Raw genomic sequence first — 24,618 nt, forward strand, 5'->3', positions numbered from 1 at the left:
CGGGCCAGCATGGGAGATGTGGGTGCTTGTTGGGATAACGCTGTTGTAGAACGCTTCTTCGGCAGCTTAAAGCATGATTGGTTGTTGAAAGTGCCTCAGCCAACACGTGAATATATGAGTTAACAATCGACTTTGTATTTTTTGGTTCTATAGTTGAATATGTTAAAGAGAATACTTAACGTGTCGATAACAAGTTTAGATTGAAACATACAAGGAAAAAAGTATGAAAATTGGTACACAAGGTGGTAGCTTGATACAACCCGCCGCTTCTCTCGCCAATAAAGAGCAAGCGTCACCACAAAGCAATAAAGCTGAACTGTCAAATAAACTAGGCATGCTTGCTGACGTCTATCATAAAAACTCAGTCAAAGATCCTACACCAACTTATGATCGACCCCTTTCTATATCATCTAACGATGAAGTTGTAACAAAAAAGGTAGATGAAGCACTGGATGATATCGCACTTGCAACCGTTCACCTATACACACCAAGCGGAGATCTTTCTCAGTCAGTTGAACGAATGACTAAGCAATACAAAAGTATTGTGTCTGAGCTTAATGAACAGCAACCACAGCTAGCAAATAAAGACTGGGGCATTTCGATAACGGAATCTGGCGAACTACAAGTTACGGGTTCTTTAACGGAAGATGAGCGAACATTGGTAGAACAAACGCTCAATAACAACGATGAATTTGTTGCCACTGCGAATGAGTTTAAGTCCAGCTATTTAAAGAACATTGATATGGAAGTACGTGGCTGGGCAAGGTATGACGTTAACGAGGAAAACTTTTCTCAAGTTTTTGATCTTAAAGATATACTAGACAGTTCAAAGGCCGATGATGAGTTTAAAAGTGCATGGGGTTATGAAAGTAACTGGATGAAGTTACACGATAATATTTCTGCGCAACTGAGTAGTAAAGCAAGTAAATACTGAGAGGCAATGGGCTTCTAAACATCATAGAAGCCCTCGTATCGTTATGATGGGTTGCTAGAGATCAGGTCTTGATCACAAATGTGACCAAAGTAAACATAAGGTACATTGTCACCGCCAATGCCTATGGTATCTAATCTACCTTCCTCATCTACACCTCTGTTTGTTGGAATGTCTATTCGCCATAGACCCACTTCAACATCAGAGCGCCATTCATTTTTATAGCCAAAACTATATTCTGTGTGTTCAATGCCAGTGACATTTGGATTACAAGCACTTAGGCTGATCTGTTCTGAGATAGCCCCGTTGCTATCGGAGTTTACTTTGTAAGTTGTCAAAGTGTTCTGCGCATCAGTGACATTCTTAATAAAAGTGAATTGTGCGACAGCACCTTCAATTGGTGCACCTGTTGTATCTTTAAGCACCAACGACCAGTTTAACTGTCTATATGCTTGTGTTGTAAGATATGGACCTGAGTAGTTTCTTGCCGAATAGGGAATGCGATTAACGTTATTCTCACCCGTAATAACATGGTTGCTAAAAGACGCAACTATAGATGCAATATTTAGCGTATAGCTATTTTCTGGGTTAGCAGGTAATGCTTTATTCGCGCTGACTCTTAAATTAATTGACTGGTTTTCTTGTAAGTTAGAAATAATTTGATAGGTATTAGGTGTTATAGGTACCCATCCGCTATTATAAATTTCAATAACATATTCATCACTTAAACCATCAAAAAAACTCAGTGATAAATCTTGTCCTCTAACCGCAGTAAATTGGTAATAATCTACATCGTTAATACTGTCCATATTACCAACAATCGAATTCTGCCTGTCTGGCAGTACTGTTGATAAAGCCACTGTATCGTTAAACTCGTAAGAATCAAGGTTGTTAGCAACTGCCGCACCGAAGTTATATGCAGCACCGTCTGATTCTATAACTTCCATAAACCAGTAGTAGTGCCCAGGCTCTGTAAGTGCTAAAACAACTTCGTCTTGGTTATCAGGATTTGCTGAACTACCAATGGCTGTAAACGTATTATCAGGATTATGTTTGATGATACTTAAGTTAACATTCGTTCCTTGAGATTGACCGACCAACAAAGCCGTAGTTTTACTTCTTTCAGTAATTTCAAAATGGTAACAAATATTATCGCCAGCGTTAGAGTCGCTAAGTGTATATAGGTTACCTGTAGACAGTGTTGGACATCGCGGTGTAATCGCCTCAACAGTTTCAGACTGAATAGCCTCGCCAGCAAAGCGTTTAGTTTGTTTGGCTATAACAGGGATGTTTAAAGCGTTATTTATAAATTTTTTAACCTGCCCTGCATTTTCCAAGTCGTGGGCAATGGCAAGAGTATGCGTTGAAGCTAGAATTGAGAAAAGAGAAAGCGAAAGTGCATGTTTTTTCATATTTAATTTCCTTATTGAATTTACATTGCGTCACTAAAGTAAACATAAATTTAAACATTTGCAATTGTTTGTTTTTTAACTAGTGGCTTTCGTTTTATATAGATCTTGTTGAGCTGAAGTAACTTATGTAGGAATAAGAGCACGGTAGAAAGCCGCGCCTATTTGACACTAGCTACTTAATTTGAACTTCTTTTTAAAGAGACGCATGGGCGTTAAATCAATACCCCACTTTATACCCCTAAAATGAAGGCGCTTTAGCATATTTCAGACAAAAAAACCCTAACATCAATGTGTTAGGGTTTTTCTAAAAAGCGATTTGGACCGATTTTTACTACATCATACCGCCCATACCACCCATGCCGCCCATGCCGCCCATATCTGGCGCACTGTCATCTTTCGGTACTTCAGCAACCATTGCTTCAGTGGTGATCATAAGACCCGCTACTGATGCCGCAAACTGTAGTGCAGAGCGTGTTACTTTCGTTGGGTCAAGAATACCCATTTCGATCATGTCGTTGTATTCGCCGTTTGCAGCGTTGTAACCATAGTTACCTTCGCCTGATTTAACGTTGTTTACAACAACTGATGCTTCGTCACCTGCGTTTGATACGATTTGACGAAGTGGTGCTTCCATCGCACGAAGTGCAACTTTAATACCGTGGTTTTGATCTTCGTTGTCGCCACGTAAATCAGCAAGCTTGCTTGCTACACGTACAAGAGCAACACCACCACCAGGTACCACACCTTCTTCAACCGCTGCACGAGTTGCATGTAATGCATCTTCTACGCGGTCTTTCTTCTCTTTCATTTCAACTTCAGTTGCTGCGCCAACTTTGATAACTGCAACACCACCAGCAAGTTTTGCCATGCGCTCTTGTAGTTTCTCTTTGTCGTAGTCTGACGTTGCTTCTTCGATTTGTGCTTTGATTTGCGATACACGTCCGTCGATAGCTTCTTGCTCACCAGCACCATCGATGATAGTTGTGTCGTCTTTAGTGATCACAACGCGTTTGGCAGTACCTAAGTCTTCAGCAGTTGCTTTTTCAAGCTCTAGACCGATCTCTTCAGAGATAACTGTACCGCCAGTTAGGATAGCGATGTCTTGTAGCATTGCTTTACGACGGTCGCCAAAGCCAGGCGCTTTAACCGCAGCCACTTTCACGATACCACGCATGTTGTTTACAACTAGAGTTGCAAGCGCTTCGCCTTCTAGGTCTTCAGCGATGATAAGTAGTGGTTTGCTGGTTTTAGCCACCGCTTCTAACGTAGGTAATAGTTCACGAATGTTAGAGATTTTCTTATCAACTAGTAGAATGTGTGGGTTATCTAGTTCAACCGCACCTTTTTCAGCGTTGTTGATGAAATAAGGTGATAGGTAACCACGGTCAAACTGCATACCTTCAACAACATCTAGTTCGTTTTCTAGCGACTGACCTTCTTCAACAGTAATTACGCCAGACTCACGGCCCACTTTTTCCATTGCATTAGCAATGATGTCACCGATTTCGCTGTCAGAGTTCGCTGAAATTGTACCAACTTGTGCAATTGCTTTAGTGTCTGCACATGGTACTGATAGCGCTTTAAGTTCAGCAACAGCAGCAATTACTGCTTTGTCGATACCGCGCTTCAGGTCCATTGGGTTCATACCCGCAGCAACCGCTTTTAAGCCTTCGTTTACGATAGATTGTGCTAGTACAGTTGCAGTTGTTGTACCGTCACCCGCTGCATCGTTTGCTTTAGATGCAACTTCTTTAACCATTTGTGCGCCCATGTTTTCAAACTTGTCTTCAAGTTCAATTTCTTTTGCTACAGATACACCATCTTTGGTTATCACTGGTGCGCCAAATGATTTGTCTAAAACTACGTTACGGCCTTTTGGACCAAGTGTTACACGTACTGCATTTGCTAAAATGTTTACACCCGCTAGCATCTTAGTGCGAGCATCGTTTGCAAATAAAACTTCTTTTGCTGCCATTGTTTAAATTCCTATTAAATTTGGTTAATTTGAAAAAAGAAAAGTAGGATTAGCCTACAATGCCCAAAATGTTATCTTCACGCATGATCAGGTACTCTTGACCTTCGATCTTTTCAGTTTTTTCAACATAAGAGCCAAATAGCACGGTGTCGCCTGCTTTTACTTCAAGCGCTCTTACTTCACCATTGTCTAATACGCGGCCATTACCTACAGCGATAACTTCACCACGAGTTGACTTCTCTGCCGCAGAGCCAGTTAAAACGATACCGCCAGCAGATTTTGTTTCTTCTTCAAGACGCTTGATGATTACGCGATCATGTAAAGGACGAATGTTCATTTGTTATGTTCTCCTAACAGTTTCTGAACAACTACAGAAAAATTCTTAAAAATTCAGTTGCCATCATTTATGGGGGTGACAATTTTAAAACCCAAGTAAAAAAGTGAAAATTTTTTAATCTTTTCTTTGGTACTCACCTTCAATGGTGTTCGGTGCGTGATCTTTATCTTGAAAATGCGTTTCGCCGTTATGTTCAAACGGCTCAGACGCTTTATTGGAATGCGTAAAAGTGCTGTTTGACTGATACATGCTTGATTGCATCTTAACTGTGACTTGTTTCATCAATGCTTTTGCCAATTGCCCGCGAATAGCTGGGGTAAGTAACATAAACCCTAACACATCAGTCATGATCCCCGGCGTCATTAATAACACCCCAGCGATGATCACACATAATCCCGTAAACAATTCAGTAGCAGGCATTTGCCCCTGTGCCATTTGACCTTGAACGTTACTATAGGCATTTAAACCCTGCTGTTTCACCAATTTTGCACCGAAAATTGCGGTTAAAATCACTAACGCAATCGTTGCAACGCCACCAATAATGTCACTCACTTGGATCAGCAGTGCAATTTCAATGATGGGCACCACAATAAACAGTACAAATAAAATACGAAACATACTTTCTCCTAAGTTAATGAAACTTAAATATGGGTCATTCGGTCTCATTTCAAGCACAAACAACACCATCGGCTGTTTAACCGCAATTTTGCTTTCATCTATAGACACTTGGGATAGGTATTAGTTTGAGCTACTATGGCGAAAGTTTATTCTTTGTGAAGGTATAAGAGCATGGCTCCCCAGTACAAAATAATTATGACCACCTGCGATAATCAGCAAAATGCAAGTTTACTTGCCAAGCAACTTGTTACCTTAAAGTTGGCTGCATGCGTCAATATTTTACCTACCATTGAGTCTGTTTATATGTGGCAAGGCGAAGTTGTACAACAAACAGAAACAAAGTTATTCATAAAAACCAAAGCAGATAAATTAAGCAAAGTGATCAGCACTATCAAAGAGCTACACAACTACGAAGTACCTGAAATTCAGGTATTAGACGTAACTGGTGGCAATTTAGCTTATTTTCACTGGATGGATGAGGTACTTAATTAATGCGTACACTGCTATTTATTTTTTCACTTATATGGCTATTACCTGCAAGTGCAAACAACGATATTCTCGATAGCTTAATCGCCCCTAAACAGGATACCTTTTTACCTGTTAAAGAAGCTTTTAAGTTTGACTTTGACCAACAGGGCAATATTTTATTTACTGGCTGGGATATCGCGCCGGGTTACTACCTATATAAGAAGAAACTCGAAATTATCGCCAAAGGGGCTGACATAACGGTGCCTGAGTATGCCAAAGGCGAAGAAATTGAAGACGAATTTTTTGGTAGAACCGAAGTTTACTTCAATTCATTTTCAGTCGTCTCTAAGCTTAGCAATATCAGCGACAATGCAGTGGTGAAAATTCGCTACCAAGGCTGCGCCGAAGCAGGCCTATGCTATCCACCCGAAGTGATCACCATCCCGCTATCGCCACTGGCGATGGTGGAAGGTGCAACTAATGCCAACAGCACTGTATCTGTTGACAAAGCGCAAGCTGTCAACACAAATAACGATGACCAAGCGCTATCTTTTACCGAGCGCCTCGCAAATCAAAGCTTGCTGACCAATTTAGCCATCTTTTTTATGGTGGGTGTTGGCCTTGCATTTACTCCCTGTGTATTCCCTATGTTCCCTATTTTATCTAGTCTGATCGCAGGTCAACAGGGGCTCTCTACCAAAAAAGCGTTTAGCTTGTCGTTTGTGTATGTACAAGGCATGGCCGTGACCTACGCACTGCTTGGCTTAGTCGTTGCGGCATTAGGGGGGCAAGTACAAGGCTATATTCAACACCCGGCCGTACTGATCAGTTTTAGTCTGTTATTTGTTTTATTGGCAATGGCCATGTTCGGTTGGTACGAGATCAAGCTGCCTAGTGGCCTAATGAATAAACTAACCGCTATCAGTAATCAACAGAAAGGCGGTAATTACCTTGGTGTATTCGCCATGGGCGTGCTATCTGGGTTAATTGCTTCCCCTTGTACCACCGCACCACTTTCGGCCGCACTATTATATGTTGCGCAAAGTGGCGACTACTTTATTGGAGGCATTACCCTTTATGCATTGAGCTTAGGCATGGGGTTACCGCTACTACTGCTTGGCACATCAGGTGGCAAGCTACTGCCCAAAGCAGGCGCTTGGATGGAGCAAGTAAAAATACTGTTTGGCTTTATTATGCTTGTGGTGCCACTTATTTTACTCGAACGGATCCTCGATTTTAACATCATACTGTGGTTGGCAAGCGGCCTTATGCTTGCTACGGCCTTGTATCTTCATCATTGGCAAAGCCAGCAAAGTACCAGTGTATTCAAAACAATCCTATGGGGAACTGCATCGTTATTGCTGGTAACTTCATTACTGGTAGGCAAACAGCTGATTTGGCCGGCTAAAACAATCAATATTACCCAGCAAGCACAAGGCGTGAAGAAATTTCAGCTTGTTGAGGATTTAGATGCCCTCAGAGCGGCAATTGATAAAGCCAACGATAATGGTCAAATAGCCATCGTTGATCTCTACGCAGATTGGTGTGTAGCCTGTAAAGAGTTTGAAAAATACACATTTTTTGAACCAGAAGTCCAAGCTCAGTTCCAAAATTTCTCATTATTAAAGCTAGATTTAACGCAAAATGACGAGAAAAGTATCGAAATCATGAAAGAGTTCAATGTTTTTGGTCTACCTACAATGTTGTTTTTTAATAAACAAGGTGATGAGCTGTCAGATCTGCGAATTACAGGCTTTATGGGGCCTGCTCCCTTCTCTTCACACCTTAAAAAGGTGCGTGAACAAGTAAAATAATCCCGATTATGTGTACACTGGCTAATTTTAGCCAGTGTATCCTCTCTGATTAGACCAGTATTTTGCTGCTATTTACCTCGAAATATCTATAATGCCCACAGAAAGTGAGAAAAAGTTGCTATTTTGGTTTAAAGCGCTTAATTTAGATACTATCTTTTTTATAGACACTTAGTTTATTTCGATTTTGGGGATTTTCACGGATTATGACCGCAAAGTTAAAGATTTTAGTCTTAAATGGGCCAAACCTTAATATGCTTGGCCGTCGTGAGCCTCAAACCTATGGCACACTGACGCTTGATGAGCTAATGGCATCTCTAGATGAACATGCTCAACAACTCGGTGCCACACTCTCGCATTTACAAAGTAATAGCGAAGCAGAGCTTATTAATAAGATTCATGATGCATGGCAAAAGATTGATGCCATCATCATTAACCCCGCAGCCTTTACGCACACCAGTGTTGCGCTGCGAGATGCATTGCTAAGTGTAAATATACCTTTTTATGAAGTGCATATAAGTAACGTATATGCACGTGAACCCTTTCGTCATAAATCTTATTTTTCTGACGTGGCGCAAGGGGTGATATGTGGATTAGGCGCAATTGGCTATCAGGCGGCACTGCAAGCTGCTGTGAGCAAGTTGCACGACAAAATTAACTCAAATTAACTAACAGGCGGGTCATTATGGATATTCGCAAGATCAAAAAACTTATCGAATTAGTAGAAGAATCAGGTATTGCTGAACTTGAGATCACCGAGGGTGAAGAGTCAGTACGTATTAATCGTTATAGCAATGCACCGGTTGTAGCTCAGCCTCAGCATTATGCAGCGCCAGCTCCAGCGGCTCCTGCACCTGCGGCGGCTCCTGCAGCGCCAGCCGCTGAATCTGCGCCAGCAGCACCTACTGGTCATCAGGTACTTTCACCTATGGTTGGTACTTTCTATGCAGCGGCGTCTCCTGAAGCGCCTGCCTATGTTGCAGTTGGCTCAAAAGTAAACGTTGGTGACACGTTATGTATCGTCGAAGCGATGAAAATGATGAACCAAATCGAATCAGATAAAGCAGGTGTGGTTAAAGCTATTCTTGTTGAAAATGGCGAACCAGTTGAGTTTGACCAACCACTATTCATCATCGAATAATCACGCAATAAGAAGGCAAACGCTATGTTAGATAAAGTAGTCATTGCGAACCGAGGTGAAATAGCACTTCGCGTATTGCGTGCCTGCAAGGAGCTTGGGATCAAAACGGTAGCAGTTCACTCAACTGCTGATCGCGATCTAAAGCACGTACTTCTTGCGGACGAAACCATCTGTATCGGCAAACCTGCCGCATCTGAAAGTTACTTAGATATTCCACGTATTATCGCGGCAGCTGAGGTAACTGATGCAGTAGCGATTCACCCTGGTTACGGATTCTTATCAGAAAATGCCGACTTTGCTGATCAAGTAGAGCAAAGTGGCTTCATTTTCATCGGCCCACGTGGTGACACTATTCGCCTAATGGGTGACAAGGTATCTGCCATTGAAGCTATGCGCAAAGCGGGTGTACCGTGTGTGCCAGGCTCTGATGGCCCGCTAACAGCAGACAATGATCGCAACGTCCAAATCGCCAAGCGTATTGGCTACCCTGTGATCATCAAAGCAGCTGGCGGCGGCGGCGGCCGTGGTATGCGTGTTGTTCGCAGCGAAGCTGAATTGGTTAACTCAATTGCATTAACACAGCAAGAAGCTAAACAATTCTTCGGCAATGGCATGGTTTACATGGAAAAGTTCCTAGAAAACCCTCGTCATATCGAAGTACAAGTATTAGCTGATGGTCAAGGTAATGCTATTCACTTAGGTGAGCGTGACTGTTCAATGCAGCGCCGTCACCAAAAAGTAGTTGAAGAAGCGCCAGCTCCAGGTATCACTGCTGAAATGCGTAAGTTTATCGGTGATCGCTGTACACGTGCCTGTATCGAAATTGGCTATCGTGGTGCAGGTACATTTGAGTTTTTATACGAAAATGGCGAATTCTACTTCATCGAAATGAATACTCGTATTCAGGTAGAACACCCTGTAACTGAAATGGTTACTGGCGTAGACTTGATCAAAGAGCAATTAAAGATTGCCGCAGGCCAGCCTTTGTCGATTACACAAAATGATGTAGTGATCCGTGGTCATGCAATTGAATGTCGTATCAATGCCGAAGACCCAGAAAGCTTCATTCCATCTCCAGGTAAAATTACCCGTTTCCACCCTGCTGGTGGCTTAGGTATTCGCTGGGATAGCCATATTTATGCTGATTACACTGTACCACCTTATTATGATTCAATGATTGGTAAGCTGATCACTTATGGTGAAAACCGCGATGTTGCGATTGCCCGTGCACGTAATGCGTTAAACGAGCTAGTAATTGATGGTATTAAAACTAACACGCCGCTACATAAGAGAATTTTAGCGGATGAAAATTTCCAAAGTGGTGGTACAAACATCCACTACCTAGAGAAAAAGTTAGGTTTATAAGCAAAAATAAGAAAGCCGACGATAGTCGGCTTTTTATTGTCTCTATTTAAAAAACACGCCAATTTGGTCTAAATTTAATCATTTGATTTATAGATAGTTAAATTTATGGCATTTGCTAGTGACAAGGCTTTTAAAAGTTTTTATACTGCAACCCGCTTTCAAGGATATAAATACTCTTTTATCCTATCTCAAGTATGGCCCCTTAGCTCAGTTGGTTAGAGCACACGACTCATAATCGTTAGGTCCCCAGTTCAAGTCTGGGAGGGGCCACCATTTTTCTCTTCATAGTAAGCTCCCGCATTTTATTAAACATTATATGCAAAGCTATTTTTGCATATACCACAACTTTCTAAAAAAAAATTGAAAATGGCACCACACGCATGCGATGCCAGTTTAGCTTAACCCACACAAATGCCGTAACGGGGCAGTATTACATCGACAATGTTTAGACGGTGCTGCTTTGCCGCATCATGAAACAGTTTCCAATCTGATGCTAAAAATTCCCGGCTAAATTTGTATTCATCTTCATCCCCCTCGACAAGCTCTGTTGCCAATGCTTTATGCTTCCAAGAGCCAGTGCCTTTGGGGATATAAGATAGCTGACATGCTCCCAAACCAAACTCATCGTTGCTGATAGCCTCTAACCACAACGCTAGACGCGCTTCGCCGCAATCCATTTTAAAATCTTGGTAGCATTGCATAATCTTTTCTTTTTGCGACTCACTGAGACCTGTTTGTGATAGGCCTAAATACAGTTGATAAACTTTACATAATTCATTGGCTGCTTCTAAAAAGTCGATTGGATTGTTACGCTCAACTTGTTCTCCAAAGCCATTGGTGTAACTCCAATGTTGATGAGGCAAATCTGGATTCGACAAAGCCTGTCCATGCCCAAGGCTTGGAATATCATCTTGAATCATATCTTTAAAGTAATTTGCTACCTTCTGTGTCCAATGCACATCTATTTTGCCATTATGATCTTTGATATCTCGAACATGATTTATATCATGCTGAACACCAGCAAACCCTTGGTGCCCCCAAGTATCTATAAATACATGGGAGGTAATTCCCAGTAGATGCAAAGCGTATGGCCGATGACGATTGGCAATACACTCACTGATCATATCCTTGGCAACATAAGAGTTCGGTTTACAAACGAGCTTACGAATAAAGCTACCCGATGGGTTGCTGCCTGCTGGTAATCCGCCATTTCCAGGTAAAAAGTGGAATGGGATCCAAACCTGCCTATTTTTGAGTTTTTGCAGATTTCGATAATCTAACATTTTGTGAGCCGTCGTTATGCGAGTATATGTCGCACCGTTATCAAATTTGATGTGGCCTTGGTTAGTTGCATCATCTACATATTGCGACGCATACGCGATGATTTGCGCTTGCTGGGTATTGAAACCTGCACAGCGCGCTACAACCCAAGTCATTCCAAAATGAAGATCAATTTGCATAATGTTCCTTATAAGGTGTGATTGTGGCTAACTTATAATCTGTTAAATAATGACCCTATTGCCACAATCAATTATTTGAAGTGCAAGGATATTATCAGCGCTTTTTATAGATCACCAAGGTCACATAGTGTTTATTTTTGATATAGCAGCTTTCAGAACGCTTACTTTTCAATATATTAGTCTAGACTTAAAGGGCATTCACATAGGCAAAAATATCGGTGGTGTTTACTTTTAACAAACAGCACACACTCAACTTAGAGCGCATGACCTTGCATTATGAAACCGCTATATTCAATTAATATTAAATTTTGGCTCAGCATGCTGGCCACTTTAATTTTCTTTACGTTTTCTGGCGTTACAACTATTTATACCTACAATGCACAGTTAGATACATTAATTGAAAGTAGCCACACATCTTTAAATAGAGAGCTTCCTGCACTGGCCGCCGAATTAGAACAAGAACTGGTAAATAATAACCTCGTAAATACACAATTTGCCATCAACACAAAAATGACCAGCCTTAACTATCAAAATATCGTCGCAGTTGATCAATCGGGTTTAATTATAGTGGCACCACAACGTGAGTTAGCAGGTTTGCACTACCAAGCTTTAGACTTACCCATATCACCAGAAGTTATAGCAAACATAAAGCGCACAAGATCAATAGCAATCAATTACGATAGCGATAAGTACTTATTCGATGTTTATTATCCACTCTCCATTAAAAATCGTGGTGAGGGAATAATTTATGCCAGATACAGCATAGCCCTTGATGTACAAAACTTGATTGATTTATCTTTGAGCAAAAGCGCTATAGTCGCTTTATATCTACTCAGTTTACTGCTATTTATCGCGTTATTTGTGTATTTCTTTATTCACAAACCCATTAATCACCTTATTGACGTTGGGAGGCACTTACAAGCACTGCAATTAAACTACAGAGCAAACATTAAAGGCCGGGGGGAGCTAAAACAGTTGGCAGACTGTTTTAACAACGTGGCATATAGCTTAGAAGAGAAAATAGCTTCACAAAAAGCAGCGGAGCAATTCGCACTCTCAAAACATGGCTTGCTAGAGAGTATCTTCAAGGCCCTGCCAGACCTATTCTTTGTGATTGACTCTCAGGGTAAAGTCATTGAATTTCACAGCGGCAACGAGAATGCGCTTTATACTGAACAAAAAAAGTTAGTTGGTTGCAATATTACCGAGCTATTGCCAGACTCGGCATCTAAACACTTCCAACGCGCTATCTTTGATACCAGAGCGAGTGAACAGTTAATGTGTATGGAATATCCACTGACTGTTGACAACCAGTCTAAGTTTTTTGAAGCGCGCTTATCTCCTATGCCATTTACTGAAAATATCGTGATTGTGGTTAGAGAAATCACGCAAAGAAAGCGCCAAGAGGAAATGATATTTCATCATGCATTTTTCGACACGCTAACAAATCTTCCCAACCGCTTTTTAGTTATGGAGCGCCTTACTCAGCAAATAAAAGAAGCCATTCGCAGCAAAACGCTTATTGCGGTTATGTTCATCGATTTGGATGACTTTAAAAAAGTAAATGACTCTTTAGGTCATGAAATAGGTGACAAGTTACTGATAGCTTCGGCTAAACGTTTACAAAATGCTTTACGCTTAGAAGATACCGTTGCCCGACTAGGAGGAGATGAGTTTGTTATTTTGTTGAGCAACTTACATACTCCTCTAGATGCACAACCTATTGCGGCAAATCTGGTCCGCAAGTTTCACACGCCGCTAAAAGTTGATAAACGAGAGTTTAGCATCTCGCTGAGCTTAGGCGTTGCACTGTACCCTCATGATGGTGACTCCCCCAGCGAATTGCTGCGTAAAGCAGACTCTGCGATGTATCATTCCAAACAACAAGGCCGTAACACCTTTTCTTTTTTCACAGAACAAATGAGCCAAGACTTAAGCCGTCGACTGCTACTTGAAGAGCATTTGCGCCATGCTTTGGATTTAGGGGAGTTTGAAGTTTATTACCAACCTCAGTTTGATATAAAAACAAATGAGCTAATTGGCGCTGAGGCTTTACTACGCTGGCATAATAGTGCTCTTGGCAGCGTATCACCCAGTGAATTTATACCCCTTGCAGAAAGTAACGGAGAAATAGTCGAAATAGGCAGGTTTGTGCTTAAAACAGCCATAAAACAAGCAAAAAAATGGTTTCAAAAGCTTAACAAGCCTTTCAAGATTGCTGTCAATCTATCCCCTCGTCAATTTAAAGACTGCAATCTCATTAGTGACATAACACGGTATATAGAACAAGCTGAGATCCCCGCATCACTGTTAGAATTAGAGATCACTGAAGGCGTTTTGCTCTCGGGAGATGAGAGTGTGAGAAATGCGCTGAAAAGCCTGCATCAGCTAGGTTTAGTGATCTCGATGGATGACTTCGGCACAGGTTATTCGTCTCTCAATTACTTGCGCCAATATCCATTTGATATCTTAAAAATAGATCAAAGCTTTATCGCTGATTTATCTAATAACCGAGAAGCCAGTGAATTAGTTAATTCCATTATTACCATGTCACACAGTCTTGGCCTTAGGGTTATTGCCGAAGGGATAGAAACGTTATCGCAATTAAAAACATTAGAACTCTATCGATGTGATGTAGGACAAGGGTTTTTATTGGGTAAACCTATGCCAAGTAAAGACTTTGAGAACTGGATAGGCTTGCCACACCTAGAGTAACTCAAAGAGTTTGAGCGCTTTTTTACAATAACTGACTATGAATATAAGACTATTAAAAAGAATATGTTAGTATTTGGGGGCAAGAGTAAGGGTTAGAATAATGAATGTAGAGTTACTGATCAACAAAGCAAAGCAAGTATGTGACAATCGTGGCGCTAGGTTTACGCCTATTCGTGAGAAAGTATTTCGTCTTCTCGCTAGTAAACAAGGTGGTGTTGGTGCTTATGACTTATTAGAGGAGCTAAAAGTCACCGAAGCGGCAGCTAAACCTGCAACCATTTACAGGGCCTTGGATTTTTTAGCTGAACTTGGTTTCATCCACAAAATAGAAAGCACCAATTCATTCATGTTGTGTCAGCACTTTGACCACATTCATCCTGTGCAACTACTAATTTGTGATACCTGTGGTAATGTTGAAGAGCTACATTCTAGTGTTATCTCTCATGAACTAAATAATTTAGCGGCAGAGCAAGGTTTCATTGTCAGTGCTCAAACAATCGAAGCCCATGGCAAATGTGAAAAGTGCAAAGACTAAAGTGCATCTGAGCACAAATCACACTACACTAAAATACTGTCTCTAAAATAATATGTATTTAAGGAAGTCATATGAAGGTAGAGTTTATAAACCCTTTTTTATCGTCTTTAATCAATGTATTGGCTACCATGGCCCAAACGGAGTTAACGCCTGGCAAACCTAAAATAAAAAAAGATGAAGTGGCGCAAGGTGACGTTTCAGGCTTGATAGGCATGGTAGGCCCACAAACTAAAGGGTCTTTTTCAATTACTTTCGATGAGAGCCTAGCTTTGGCCATCATGGAAAGAATGCTAGGAGAACGACCTGACGGTATCAATGAAGAAGTCACTGATATGGTTGGTGAAATCACCAATATGGTAACTGGTGGTGCTAAAAACTTGTTAGGTGAGAAAGGCTATGAATTTGAGATGGCCACCCCTATTGTTGTGTCTGGCAAAAACCATACTATTACGCATCAATGCGACGGTGCCAAAATTATCATGCCCTTCACATCCCCTGATGGCAACGCCAATATTGAGGTGAGTTTTGATACTTTATAGACTACTCACCTTGTAAGGTAGCTATAATAGTTCGCGTTGATGCGCAGTCCCGATGCTCACACAAATACAGCCCCTGCCATGTACCCAAAGCTAGCCTACCATTATTGATTGGGATGCTTTGACTGTTACCAATTAATGTTGACTTTATGTGGGCTGGCATATCATCCGGCCCTTCGTAAGTATGGATATAATAAGGGGCGTTTTCTGGTGCCAATACATTAAAGTGGCTTTCTAAATCTTGTCTTACAGATGGATCAGCATTTTCATTAATCGCCAATGACGCCGACGTGTGCTGGATAAAAAGATGCAAAAGGCCAACTTGGAATTGCTGTATCTCAGGTAACTGCCTTGCTATTTCATCGGTGATCAAATGAAAGCCTCTTTTAGGTGCTTTAAGCAAAATTGTCTTTTGGAACCACATAGTTAAAATCCAATTTACTGATAGAGTACCGCGCCACAGAGGTGGTTACTTTTTCGCATTCAAATATTCGTAACTGACACGAGGCGTGACGTTACAAAGCAACTCATAAGGGATAGTATCTGCGTACATAGCAACTTCTTCTACAGGTAAATTTGGTCCCCACATTTCAACCTCATCGCCAATTTGCACGTGTGCTTGATTATCACCGATATCAACTGTGATCATGTCCATCGATACACTTCCTACAATCCCAAAACGTTGCCCTTTAATAATCACCGGCGTACCGTTTTTTGCGTGTCGAGGATAGCCATCGCCGTACCCCATCGCCACCACCGCTAACATAGTATCTTTGTCACTTTGCCAACGGCCACCATAACCAACAGGCTCATTAGCCGGTACTCGCCGTATTGCTATCACTTTAGTTGTCAGCTTCATTACTGGGCGCAAGCCGTGATCATGGCCTACTTGCTCAATCATAGGGGATACACCGTAGAGCATAAGTCCAGGCCTCACCCAATCACCATGGCTTTTCGGCCAACCAATAATACCTGCAGAGTTAGCCATGCATAATTGTTCTTCTTTGTTATCAACTAACTTCAAAAATGCATCTATTTGCTGTTTAGTTTTGGGGTTTAGTTTGTCATCAGCACAAGAAAAGTGTGTCATTAGCTGAATATTTGGCTTCACATTCGGCGAGTTCTTTAATCGCAGATAAAAGCGCTCAAGCTGCTCAGGTTCAATCCCTAATCGATGCATCCCAGTATCAACTTTAAGCCACACCGCAATGGGAGCATCTAGCTGAGCTTGCTCCAAGGCAATGATCTGCTCTTCATTATGAATGACTGCCTGAAAGTTATTGGCCAATAGAATAGGAATATCGCTGGCAGTAAAAAAGCCCTCTAACAACACAATAGGATTTGTTAGCCCGCCGGCTCTTAGAGCTAAGGCTTCATCAACTCTTGCGACTGCAAATGCATCTGCGCCTTGCAAGTGCTGAGCAATAGTCACTAAACCGTGGCCATATGCATTGGCTTTGAGTACCGCCATAATTCTTGCACTTGGTGCCATTGCCTTTATACTGCGCAAATTATGCGCTAGAGCAGATAAATCAATCTCTGCCGCCGCTAACTTCATGCGCGACTCTCCTAATAATCGTCGTCAACCGCAGGACCTGCGTAATTATCAAAACGAGAGTATTGACCTTGGAAAGTTAACCTAACCTTACCAATTGGACCATTACGCTGTTTACCAATGATAATTTCCGCGATCCCTTTGTCGGGACTATCCTCGTTATATACCTCATCACGGTAAATAAACATAATTAAGTCGGCGTCCTGTTCGATTGAACCAGACTCACGTAAGTCTGAGTTAACAGGGCGTTTATCTGCGCGCTGCTCAAGTGTACGGTTTAACTGAGATAGTGCTATGACTGGACACTGAAGCTCTTTTGCGAGCGCTTTCAGTGAGCGTGAGATCTCCGCAATTTCCAACGTACGATTATCTGATAAGCTTGGCACACGCATAAGCTGCAAGTAATCCACCATGATCATACTAATACCGCCATGATCGCGGGCAATACGCCTTGCACGTGAACGAACATCCGTTGGTGTTAAGCCAGATGCATCATCAATGTACATCTTGCCTTTTTCCATAAGTAATCCCATGGTTGAAGACAACCTTGCCCAATCATCATCATCAAGCTGGCCTGTACGTACCTTTGTTTGGTTAATACGACCAAGAGACGCAAGCATCCTCATCATAATCTGCTCGGAGGGCATCTCAAGTGAGTAAATCAGTACGGGCTTATCTTGCGTCATAGCAGCATGTTCTGCCAAGTTCATCGCAAAGGTTGTTTTACCCATTGAAGGACGAGCAGCAACGATAATAAGGTCTGAAGGCTGTAAACCCGCCGTCATTTTATCTAGATCTGCATAGCCAGAACTGACTCCAGTTACACCGTCTTGTGGTGATTGATACAGCTCTTCTATCTTATCAACAGTTCTTTCTAAAATACTGTGAAGGTTTTGCGGGCCATCTGTGCTTTTGGTGCGCTGCTCTGCAATCTTAAAAACTTTACTTTCAGCCAAATCCAATAAATCATGGCTGTCTCTACCTTCGGGGTTGAATCCCGCTTCAGCGATTTCATTTGCGACAGTGATCATCTCACGAATAACAGCACGTTCTCGCACAATATTGGCATATGCATCAATGTTTGCGGCGCTCGGGGTGTTTTTCGCTATTTCGGCTAAGTAGGCAAAACCACCTACATTGGCTAGCTGATTATTCTTTTCTAATGTTTCAGAGATGGTGATAAGGTCAATAGGGTTGCCTGATTCCACCAACTTTTCCATTGCTTCAAATATCAACTTATGTGTGCGCGTATAGAAATCTTGCGCAACCACAAGCTCTGCAACTCGATCGAATGCTTGATTATCTAGCATCAAGCCACCTAAAACCGATTGCTCAGCTTCAATGGAGTGTGGAGGAACTTTTAGTGTATCTACTTGAAGATCTGGTTTTGCCATAGCACTACATAGTTTGGAAATCAGAGGGCTATTTTATCTGTTCACAGGATAAGTGCAATGTTATATGCCAAGCATGGTGAAATTAGAAAATGCGCCACCACTGGGATAAATGATGGCGCCAGTTGGGAGATTAGTTTTTTTTCAGTTCAATGCGTCCACTAACCGTGTTAATTTCCACGTCTGCATCTCCACCGTTTAACACGAACTCTAATTCACCTGATGGTCCCCACTTGGCTTTTTTCATCTCATGCTCACTGAGTTCATTTTTAACTTTACCGCCAGCATGCATATCTATATCAAATCGCGCAGAAATATCAGCAGGTAAGTATAATCGTAAATCACCACTGACTGTTTCCATATTGATATTGGCATTCGCCTTTAGCTTTTTAATGCGCACATCAATTTCACCGTTGACTGTATTAAGCTGCAAGTCAGTTAGTTCATTGATGCGTAAGTCGACTTCACCATTCACATTTTCCAGGCGAACATCTTGTGCATTGGTATCACTTTCAATATCACCATTCACAGCATTTAACTTTAGTTTCCCTTGTGAATCTCTATCGTTAATTTCTCCGTTAACAGTTTCATAGTGGATGTTACCGTTTAAGTTAGCGCCATCAATACTGCCATTTATAGTTTGTAGAGATATTTTGCCTTTAAGATCGGCAACTCTTATATCGCCTTTTACGGTTTTAATATAAGTACCTGCATAGAGTTGACTGGCATTAATATCAACACTGACGCCTTCAAAATTTAATTCGCTATTTTTGGGCATATGAATAGTGAGTTTCGATCCATCACTGGTATTTTTCCAACCTTTATACTGCTTTGGCATGTGTACTATAAACTCAGTAACAGAACCTTTAGTTTCTAGTTTGTAACCTTTTGCTTTTTCATCGAGTGTACCAGTAACCTTAAAGCTATCTTCATCCCATGTTTTAATGGTGATGTCACCTCGTTGATTTTCTATCACGATTTTTCCATTAGCAGGAATGGTGATCTGTTCGTCTATTTGCTCTGCTGTAAAGCCTACCAGAGGTAGCAATGCGAAGCCCAGTAATAATGCTTTCATATTCATACTCCTAAATTTGTTGCCAACGAGGCTCATGCACCTTGTTTATTAAATCCAATTGTTGTTGATATACTTGTGCAAGCATCCTCAGCAATGCCGCATTTTCTGGATCGTTCTGCAATGCAACTTTGACTGCTTGCTCTGCATTTTCAAGCTCCTGAAGCTGTTCTTGCCAATTTGAAGTTAGCGCAGGTTGAGATTCATACTGCACCAACAAACTTTGCTTCTGCTGCTCAAAGAAGGCACTTATATCTGCCATGGAATTTTGTTGTGGCTGCTTCACAACAACCTGCCATGCTAAAAGGCCAGCTACAGTACACGCAGCAATTCCAGTTAGTTTTGGCCAAAAGCTACCTGGTTGTTTTTGCTGATTACCTTGCGTTACGATAGCGCGCTCAATACCGGGCCATAAATCTCGCTTGGGAGCGACTTCTTTTGTTTGCTCGAGCGATTCTTTTAGAAACTGCTCAAAATCAGGTTTACTCATTGTCATACCACTCCTGCAATAACTGACGAGCGCGATGATATTGTGATTTACTCGACCCTACTGCCATATCGAGCATACTGGCTATCTCTTCATGCCGATAACCTTCAACAGCATGTAGCACAAATACTAAACGCGCCCGCTCAGGTAAACGCACAACCAATTTATCAAGGCCATTCAAACCTTCACACATACTGCTTGTTTGCTCATCCATGCCGCTGCCCTCAATGCTAACCACTTTTTGCAGCCAGTTTTTATGTTTGCGCAAGTAACTAATTGCAATATTGCTCGTTACACTGTGCAACCAGGTTGAAAACTGTGATTGCCCTTGAAACTGAGATATTTTGTTCCAAAGTTGTACAAAAACTTCCTGTGTTACATCTTCAGCATATTCAGGAGATGCCAACAATCTAAGACAAAGCCCATAGACTCGCTTTTCATGTTTTCTGTAAAGCTGCTCAAAAGCACTTTGATCACCCTGCTGAACTCGCAAAATCAGTTCATCTATCGGCTTTTGCTCTTTATCTGACAATGCCTGATTGGCATCTATTAACATCGTTATTTTCCCTTTATCTTGGTAAAGCTAGCTTGATATAAATACCATTTGCTTTCAAGTTACTAAGTTAGACGAGACTAAAAGTAGAAAAGGTTTAAAAAGGTTGGAAATTTTTTACGCATAGAAAAAGCCCTTCAAAATGAAGGGCTGGAAGTTTTTTAGTTTTCTTCTTTTACACGCTCAGGTAAGCGGTAATACCAACGTTCGAAAACCAATGTAGGCGGAGTTAAGGTCGTGCCGCTTCCACCGGAACCGACACCTAAGTCTAGTGTTTTTAAAGCCTCGTCAAAATGATAATCAGCATTGCCTATGCCACTTATGAATGACCCTATCACACTGCCAAATATACTGCCGTTACCTTGAATACCAATTGTCGCAAGGGGAGCATATACCACAGCATACATGTCACTATTACCACTGAGTGATACTGACTCACCAGCCTTAGACGAATATATATTAAAAGCTGCATGGCCACTTGTGGAGATACCATGTTGCTCAACCAAAACGTTACCACTGCCACCAAGTTCTACATTCCCTGTAACAAAGATACTTAATGAACTACCCGCCTTAATCGTCATTGATGAACCGCCGTTTATAGAGAAGTCTCCATCAATTAAGAATATGACGTCACCGCCTTGAATAATTACATTTCCGTTGCTGCCAACATCAAAACCCTTCATCGTAAACACATATTCTTTGCCAGACGCTGGTGAGTCTAAATCGTCATAACGTTGCTTTATGTTATCAAAAACATAGACATCGCTTTCAGACGCCCAAGTTATCGTTGGGTCGCCATGACTCTTGCCACTGTTACCGTTGAGTCTCTCATAAATGAGTCTCTTCGGAGTAAACGTGTAGTTATCATTAGCACCTATCGTGTAATATGGATAAACGCTACTATTGCCTATCACGCTAGCCATATTGTCGACAATCGCGAGCGGGTCACACTCGGCTGAGCCAGCCCCTGGAGCATCAATTGCGGCTACTTGAGGGTCTACATTAAAACGACTTGACGAGTAGTGTACACCATCTTGATAAAATTCACTGCCATCGGGGAAGGTCCCTGTACCACCGTACTGAATGTCAAAGTCGTCGTTATTCACATTCGAAATGCTCGCCCCCCACGCCATGGTAGCATTGCCATTAGCACGTACATATCCAGTAATTTCACCACCTAAATGCTCTATATTTCCAACAGTTAACACATTACCATCGACGCGAATGCCATTTCCCGGAGATATTTCAACATTACCATTGGCCATAACATCACCATAAATAGGCGAAGACCCTAACATATAAACAGATCCTGCAGCATTCACATCGCCTTTGATGATGGAATGTCCTTTGATCGTCACGTCACCATGTGTGCTGGAAGTATTAATGATGGCATTACCTGCTTTGGTCTGCTCATAACTACCAACTGATGAATCATAACTATCTATCAAGCCACTACCTTGCAAATAAACGCCAGTACAACCTGCAAGTAAGCTATCGTTTACAGGTAAAACCGTTCCTTTGGTAAATTTATAATAAGCAATTATCTTATCATTTGAGTCACCACTATAACGCTCACCTGAGCTGATAATCACAATGATATTCTCATCGGTGGGATGCGCAGATACGGTTACATCATACTTCAAATCATCACCCAGCTCGCCACCACCTGTATAAACGTCTTGTGTCGCGATAAGTTCATCTCGCGTCAAAAGTGGCGATTGAATAAGTTCATTTCTTAAACGTTGCGCAACAATATAAATGCCTTTTTCAGACAAAAATCGGGCATTCATACTCTTTTGAAAGTTACCCGATAGTCGTTCCTGTACCAAAGTTTCTTTCATTGCGCCAAACACTACTACACCTGCCATTGTGCTCAATAGCAATACCTTAACAAGCGTAAAACCTCTTTGCTTTTTCATCATTTACCTCATAATTACCCTAGTAGCAGCTAGGCTAATGACGATGCCATTCGCGAACTGTGTTGGTACATTTGCTGGCGTAACGGTAACGTCGATAAGACGACCACTACGACTACTACTAAATTGTAAAGCCTCTACCCCTCTTAAAAGGTTCAAAGACCCTAAACTTTCTCCTGTATCACTATTTAAAATATCGCAAGTAATATAGCCGTTACTCAAAGTATAGACCTCTTTGTAATCAATGGTAGGTACACTGCCTTGGCAAGACGGGCTATTTGCGTTTTGCTTTACCTCCAATATCAAACCATTTCCGCTAACCACTGGCGCTTCAAATGCTTGCTTGATACTTCGTGATAAAATTTGATTGGTATAACGAATGACTTCCTGAGCGTTCGCCAATTCCCGAGTTGTTAACACAGTACTTTTTATCGCGGTATAAGACATTGCGATTCCAGCTAATAGGAAGGAACCAACGGCAAGAGCAACCATCAATTCGACTAGAGAAAATCCTCTTTGCATATCAAGTCCTCGTGCATGTAGACAATAAACTCATGAACGTAGCATTCAAGGTCACTTGATTTGCTCCATCAATATTTGTCTTCATTCGCTCGTCAATCCAACTAACCGTGATCACCATCTCGTCTTTATAAGTCTGTGGCACTGAAACAGTAAATGTACTTCGCATCGCCTGAGAGGGTAATAACCAATCCCTAAAGGTCTGATCTTGAAAGAGTGTTGGATCATCATGCTGAATAACGCATAGCCGAGACCAAATTCTCTCCATTGCATTCTGTCCTTGGATCAAAGACACCGTGTAATCAAAGCTGTTTGTAGCATACTGTAATGTTCTAAGTTGCGTAGCTGCCAACCCTAATAAAGCAATACTTGCTATAACCAAAGAAACCATTACTTCGATGAGGGAAAACCCTTTACTTATATGCAATTCTCTTCTGCCTTATCAACCCAACTTTGGCCACTCTGAAGTATACAAAATCTGTAGTCTGTAGTACTTGGATCATTGTCAGTAACGAGTATATTAACTACTTGGTCTATTTCCCCCGTAGAACTTATTGTGCGATCTACATAACTGATCTGAATAGACGAATCTGTGGCAGAAAACTGGTTAATTGTCACCAACACACCGTTCTCGCGTGCCTTTAAAAGCCATGAAGAGTTATCATCAACAAGTTGTACACTCTTAGATTGTTTAACTGCTTCACTACGGGAGTATTTATAAAAAGCACTCAAGAGGTTTGCATTGTTAGTTAATCTATCTTGCTTAATTTGTGTTATAAATGAAGGCATCGCAACGAGTGCCAAAATAGAGATGATCCCCAAAGCTACTACAAGCTCAATCAGAGAAAACCCTTTATTCAAGCTTGAGTGACTACCAACAACCATTTTCGGCGGCTCCTTGAGTGCCTATATGGTCAATAGTTAATTCACCACAATGATCGGAAGCCTGCATACTCGTAGCCTTTGGTGTCGCTGTAAGTAAAAACTCTCTACTTGTATAATTAGCGCCTCCATCAGGCTTATTTTTATGCTCATACTTAAAAGTGTAATGTTCAAGCGTTGGCAATGCGTCGAATTTGTCGCTATCAGGATAACCGCCATTTCTCGAATATAAACGTTCGAGAATCACCGCCGTTTTTAATAATTCTTGCTGGGCCTCAGAACGTACCCCTTCTTGAACAGCGCCGAGGTATGTGGGATAAGCTAATACACCAAGAATTGCAACAATCGCGGACGCAATTAATAACTCCAACAATGAGAAACCCTGATGTTTCATAGTAAATTTACCCAAATTAAAGACAGCGCTGTCAAATATAATATCTGCGATTGTACCAGCTTATTTAATAATACTTAATTAGTATAGATTGTATATATGCGTATTGTGCGATAAAAAATTAATCAATATGGTCGGAATAAAACCAGAGACCAAAGTGCTAGCTATGTTGTAAATGAGGAAAAAAGGGCTAATGACAACGAACTGAGGTGCAAAAGGTTAGCGACTTGAGCGAAGCAAAACGCTCTTTTTGCGCAAGTAGGGTGCAAAGGGTTAACGACAACGAAGCAGTGAGGGCGTTTCCTTTGCGCAAGGTGAGATGAGCCAGTTTAGCTACTGCTGAGGGAGTATGGCTTAGCAGCTGTGAAGTCGCTCCCTTCACCTTGCGCTAATTCGTCTCTTTATCAATGTGCATCACCTGTGCACTGGACGAGACGATTTAGCACCAAAACAAAAAAGCCCGACTCTTTCGAATCGGGCTTTCTCTTAATAAGGACCTGGCGATGTTCTACTTTCACATGGCAGCTGCCACACTATCATCGACGCTG

25 protein-coding genes, 1 tRNA gene and 1 pseudogene are annotated in these 24,618 nt (G+C 41.5%); 11 read left to right on the top strand and 16 right to left on the bottom strand.

The window, feature by feature from the left end; genetic code table 11:
- Positions 1-117: pseudogene (locus tag HC733_RS18610) on the top strand (IS3 family transposase); the annotation flags it as partial.
- Between the two features lie 106 nt (positions 118-223).
- Positions 224-934, top strand: coding sequence for a hypothetical protein (locus HC733_RS18615; protein WP_190366507.1), 711 nt, complete (start codon positions 224-226; stop codon positions 932-934).
- A gap of 41 nt (positions 935-975) precedes the next feature.
- Here HC733_RS18615 and HC733_RS18620 read toward each other — a convergent pair whose 3' ends face one another.
- From HC733_RS18620 to HC733_RS18635, 4 genes are all read right to left on the bottom strand, one after another.
- Entirely contained in the window at positions 976-2,343 is a 1,368-nt protein-coding gene (locus HC733_RS18620) for a hypothetical protein (RefSeq protein WP_190366508.1), read from the bottom strand.
- A 331-nt stretch (positions 2,344-2,674) separates the two neighbouring features.
- On the bottom strand, positions 2,675-4,318 hold the full coding sequence (groL, locus tag HC733_RS18625) for a chaperonin GroEL (protein ID WP_190366509.1): 1,644 nt from the start codon (positions 4,316-4,318) through the stop codon (positions 2,675-2,677).
- A 49-nt stretch (positions 4,319-4,367) separates the two neighbouring features.
- On the bottom strand, positions 4,368-4,655 hold the full coding sequence (locus HC733_RS18630) for a co-chaperone GroES (protein WP_070986334.1): 288 nt from the start codon (positions 4,653-4,655) through the stop codon (positions 4,368-4,370).
- 114 nt (positions 4,656-4,769) lie between these two features.
- Entirely contained in the window at positions 4,770-5,273 is a 504-nt protein-coding gene (locus tag HC733_RS18635) for an FxsA family protein (RefSeq protein ID WP_190366510.1), read from the bottom strand.
- A 171-nt stretch (positions 5,274-5,444) separates the two neighbouring features.
- Here HC733_RS18635 and cutA point away from each other — a divergent pair, with 171 nt between their 5' ends.
- The 6 genes from cutA to HC733_RS18665 all read left to right on the top strand — a co-directional run bounded on the left by cutA (position 5,445) and on the right by HC733_RS18665 (position 10,331).
- Positions 5,445-5,765, top strand: a complete 321-nt coding sequence (gene cutA, locus HC733_RS18640; RefSeq protein WP_190366511.1) for a divalent-cation tolerance protein CutA — start codon at positions 5,445-5,447, stop codon at positions 5,763-5,765.
- Positions 5,765-7,555, top strand: a complete 1,791-nt coding sequence (locus HC733_RS18645) for a protein-disulfide reductase DsbD (RefSeq protein ID WP_190366512.1) — start codon at positions 5,765-5,767, stop codon at positions 7,553-7,555. Before cutA ends, HC733_RS18645 begins: the two co-directional genes overlap by 1 nt.
- A 203-nt stretch (positions 7,556-7,758) precedes the next feature.
- A complete protein-coding gene (gene aroQ / locus HC733_RS18650) occupies positions 7,759-8,220 on the top strand; it encodes a type II 3-dehydroquinate dehydratase (protein ID WP_190366513.1) in 462 nt (153 codons plus the stop codon).
- A gap of 17 nt (positions 8,221-8,237) precedes the next feature.
- Complete coding sequence (gene accB / locus HC733_RS18655; RefSeq protein ID WP_190366514.1) at positions 8,238-8,693, top strand: acetyl-CoA carboxylase biotin carboxyl carrier protein; 456 nt, start codon at positions 8,238-8,240, stop codon at positions 8,691-8,693.
- 24 nt (positions 8,694-8,717) lie between these two features.
- On the top strand, positions 8,718-10,058 hold the full coding sequence (gene accC / locus HC733_RS18660) for an acetyl-CoA carboxylase biotin carboxylase subunit (RefSeq protein ID WP_190366515.1): 1,341 nt from the start codon (positions 8,718-8,720) through the stop codon (positions 10,056-10,058).
- A gap of 196 nt (positions 10,059-10,254) precedes the next feature.
- Positions 10,255-10,331: transfer RNA gene (locus HC733_RS18665), tRNA-Ile, on the top strand.
- 125 nt (positions 10,332-10,456) lie between these two features.
- On the opposite strand, the gene HC733_RS18670 is transcribed toward HC733_RS18665, so the two are convergent.
- A complete protein-coding gene (locus HC733_RS18670; protein WP_190366516.1) occupies positions 10,457-11,518 on the bottom strand; it encodes a DUF6765 family protein in 1,062 nt (353 codons plus the stop codon).
- Positions 11,519-11,836: 318 nt separating this feature from the next.
- Between HC733_RS18670 and HC733_RS18675 the strand changes: the two genes are divergently transcribed.
- The 3 genes from HC733_RS18675 (at position 11,837) to HC733_RS18685 (ending at position 15,307) form a co-directional block, all read left to right on the top strand.
- Complete coding sequence (locus HC733_RS18675) at positions 11,837-14,233, top strand: EAL domain-containing protein (protein ID WP_190366517.1); 2,397 nt, start codon at positions 11,837-11,839, stop codon at positions 14,231-14,233.
- A gap of 100 nt (positions 14,234-14,333) precedes the next feature.
- A complete protein-coding gene (locus HC733_RS18680) occupies positions 14,334-14,768 on the top strand; it encodes a transcriptional repressor (RefSeq protein ID WP_171628194.1) in 435 nt (144 codons plus the stop codon).
- Between the two features lie 71 nt (positions 14,769-14,839).
- Positions 14,840-15,307, top strand: a complete 468-nt coding sequence (locus HC733_RS18685) for a chemotaxis protein CheX (protein WP_190366518.1) — start codon at positions 14,840-14,842, stop codon at positions 15,305-15,307.
- Position 15,308: 1 nt separating this feature from the next.
- Here the strand turns inward: HC733_RS18685 and HC733_RS18690 are convergent, their stop codons facing one another.
- The 11 genes from HC733_RS18690 to HC733_RS18740 form a co-directional block, all read right to left on the bottom strand.
- A complete protein-coding gene (locus tag HC733_RS18690) occupies positions 15,309-15,728 on the bottom strand; it encodes a secondary thiamine-phosphate synthase enzyme YjbQ (protein WP_190366519.1) in 420 nt (139 codons plus the stop codon).
- Between the two features lie 45 nt (positions 15,729-15,773).
- Positions 15,774-16,862, bottom strand: coding sequence for an alanine racemase (gene alr, locus HC733_RS18695; protein ID WP_190366520.1), 1,089 nt, complete (start codon positions 16,860-16,862; stop codon positions 15,774-15,776).
- Positions 16,863-16,873: 11 nt separating this feature from the next.
- On the bottom strand, positions 16,874-18,253 hold the full coding sequence (gene dnaB / locus HC733_RS18700; protein WP_190366521.1) for a replicative DNA helicase: 1,380 nt from the start codon (positions 18,251-18,253) through the stop codon (positions 16,874-16,876).
- A gap of 130 nt (positions 18,254-18,383) precedes the next feature.
- Entirely contained in the window at positions 18,384-19,325 is a 942-nt protein-coding gene (locus tag HC733_RS18705; protein WP_190366522.1) for a DUF4097 family beta strand repeat-containing protein, read from the bottom strand.
- 10 nt (positions 19,326-19,335) lie between these two features.
- Positions 19,336-19,812, bottom strand: coding sequence for a hypothetical protein (locus tag HC733_RS18710; protein WP_190366529.1), 477 nt, complete (start codon positions 19,810-19,812; stop codon positions 19,336-19,338).
- On the bottom strand, positions 19,805-20,365 hold the full coding sequence (locus tag HC733_RS18715) for an RNA polymerase sigma factor (protein ID WP_190366523.1): 561 nt from the start codon (positions 20,363-20,365) through the stop codon (positions 19,805-19,807). The genes HC733_RS18710 and HC733_RS18715 overlap by 8 nt, the downstream gene beginning before the upstream one ends.
- 158 nt (positions 20,366-20,523) lie before the next feature.
- The gene (locus HC733_RS18720; protein ID WP_190366524.1) at positions 20,524-22,284 is read right to left on the bottom strand and encodes a DUF7305 domain-containing protein; all 1,761 of its coding nucleotides are present in this window, start codon (positions 22,282-22,284) and stop codon (positions 20,524-20,526) included.
- Positions 22,285-22,800: a prepilin-type N-terminal cleavage/methylation domain-containing protein gene (locus tag HC733_RS18725; protein ID WP_190366525.1), complete on the bottom strand. Its 516-nt coding sequence runs from the start codon at positions 22,798-22,800 to the stop codon at positions 22,285-22,287. It lies immediately after the preceding gene.
- Position 22,801: 1 nt separating this feature from the next.
- Positions 22,802-23,224: a type IV pilus modification PilV family protein gene (locus HC733_RS18730; RefSeq protein WP_190366526.1), complete on the bottom strand. Its 423-nt coding sequence runs from the start codon at positions 23,222-23,224 to the stop codon at positions 22,802-22,804.
- On the bottom strand, positions 23,215-23,682 hold the full coding sequence (locus HC733_RS18735; protein WP_190366527.1) for a GspH/FimT family pseudopilin: 468 nt from the start codon (positions 23,680-23,682) through the stop codon (positions 23,215-23,217). Before HC733_RS18735 ends, HC733_RS18730 begins: the two co-directional genes overlap by 10 nt.
- Positions 23,669-24,073 carry a type IV pilin protein gene (locus tag HC733_RS18740; protein WP_190366528.1) on the bottom strand — a complete coding sequence of 135 codons (405 nt, stop codon included), beginning with the start codon at positions 24,071-24,073 and terminating at the stop codon, positions 23,669-23,671. The genes HC733_RS18735 and HC733_RS18740 overlap by 14 nt, the downstream gene beginning before the upstream one ends.
- Positions 24,074-24,618 lie beyond the last annotated feature (545 nt).

The sequence above is a fragment of the Pseudoalteromonas sp. S16_S37 genome (assembly GCF_014694405.1).
GTDB lineage: Bacteria > Pseudomonadota > Gammaproteobacteria > Enterobacterales > Alteromonadaceae > Pseudoalteromonas.

Bases quoted from the DNA above. Each gene is read 5' to 3' on its own strand.
- HC733_RS18740 (WP_190366528.1), bottom strand. From the start codon at position 24,073: ATGAAACATCAGGGTTTCTCATTGTTGGAGTTATTAATTGCGTCCGCG.
- HC733_RS18735 (WP_190366527.1), bottom strand. From the start codon at position 23,682: ATGGTTGTTGGTAGTCACTCAAGCTTGAATAAAGGGTTTTCTCTGATT.
- cutA (WP_190366511.1), top strand. From the start codon at position 5,445: ATGGCTCCCCAGTACAAAATAATTATGACCACCTGCGATAATCAGCAA.
- HC733_RS18705 (WP_190366522.1), bottom strand. From the start codon at position 19,325: ATGAAAGCATTATTACTGGGCTTCGCATTGCTACCTCTGGTAGGCTTT.
- HC733_RS18710 (WP_190366529.1), bottom strand. From the start codon at position 19,812: ATGAGTAAACCTGATTTTGAGCAGTTTCTAAAAGAATCGCTCGAGCAA.
- groL (WP_190366509.1), bottom strand. From the start codon at position 4,318: ATGGCAGCAAAAGAAGTTTTATTTGCAAACGATGCTCGCACTAAGATG.
- HC733_RS18615 (WP_190366507.1), top strand. From the start codon at position 224: ATGAAAATTGGTACACAAGGTGGTAGCTTGATACAACCCGCCGCTTCT.
- HC733_RS18620 (WP_190366508.1), bottom strand. From the start codon at position 2,343: ATGAAAAAACATGCACTTTCGCTTTCTCTTTTCTCAATTCTAGCTTCA.
- HC733_RS18725 (WP_190366525.1), bottom strand. From the start codon at position 22,800: ATGCAAAGAGGATTTTCTCTAGTCGAATTGATGGTTGCTCTTGCCGTT.
- HC733_RS18685 (WP_190366518.1), top strand. From the start codon at position 14,840: ATGAAGGTAGAGTTTATAAACCCTTTTTTATCGTCTTTAATCAATGTA.
- HC733_RS18675 (WP_190366517.1), top strand. From the start codon at position 11,837: ATGCTGGCCACTTTAATTTTCTTTACGTTTTCTGGCGTTACAACTATT.
- accC (WP_190366515.1), top strand. From the start codon at position 8,718: ATGTTAGATAAAGTAGTCATTGCGAACCGAGGTGAAATAGCACTTCGC.
- HC733_RS18680 (WP_171628194.1), top strand. From the start codon at position 14,334: ATGAATGTAGAGTTACTGATCAACAAAGCAAAGCAAGTATGTGACAAT.
- HC733_RS18670 (WP_190366516.1), bottom strand. From the start codon at position 11,518: ATGCAAATTGATCTTCATTTTGGAATGACTTGGGTTGTAGCGCGCTGT.
- alr (WP_190366520.1), bottom strand. From the start codon at position 16,862: ATGAAGTTAGCGGCGGCAGAGATTGATTTATCTGCTCTAGCGCATAAT.
- HC733_RS18690 (WP_190366519.1), bottom strand. From the start codon at position 15,728: ATGTGGTTCCAAAAGACAATTTTGCTTAAAGCACCTAAAAGAGGCTTT.
- accB (WP_190366514.1), top strand. From the start codon at position 8,238: ATGGATATTCGCAAGATCAAAAAACTTATCGAATTAGTAGAAGAATCA.
- HC733_RS18635 (WP_190366510.1), bottom strand. From the start codon at position 5,273: ATGTTTCGTATTTTATTTGTACTGTTTATTGTGGTGCCCATCATTGAA.
- dnaB (WP_190366521.1), bottom strand. From the start codon at position 18,253: ATGGCAAAACCAGATCTTCAAGTAGATACACTAAAAGTTCCTCCACAC.
- HC733_RS18630 (WP_070986334.1), bottom strand. From the start codon at position 4,655: ATGAACATTCGTCCTTTACATGATCGCGTAATCATCAAGCGTCTTGAA.
- HC733_RS18645 (WP_190366512.1), top strand. From the start codon at position 5,765: ATGCGTACACTGCTATTTATTTTTTCACTTATATGGCTATTACCTGCA.
- HC733_RS18720 (WP_190366524.1), bottom strand. From the start codon at position 22,284: ATGATGAAAAAGCAAAGAGGTTTTACGCTTGTTAAGGTATTGCTATTG.
- HC733_RS18715 (WP_190366523.1), bottom strand. From the start codon at position 20,365: ATGTTAATAGATGCCAATCAGGCATTGTCAGATAAAGAGCAAAAGCCG.
- aroQ (WP_190366513.1), top strand. From the start codon at position 7,759: ATGACCGCAAAGTTAAAGATTTTAGTCTTAAATGGGCCAAACCTTAAT.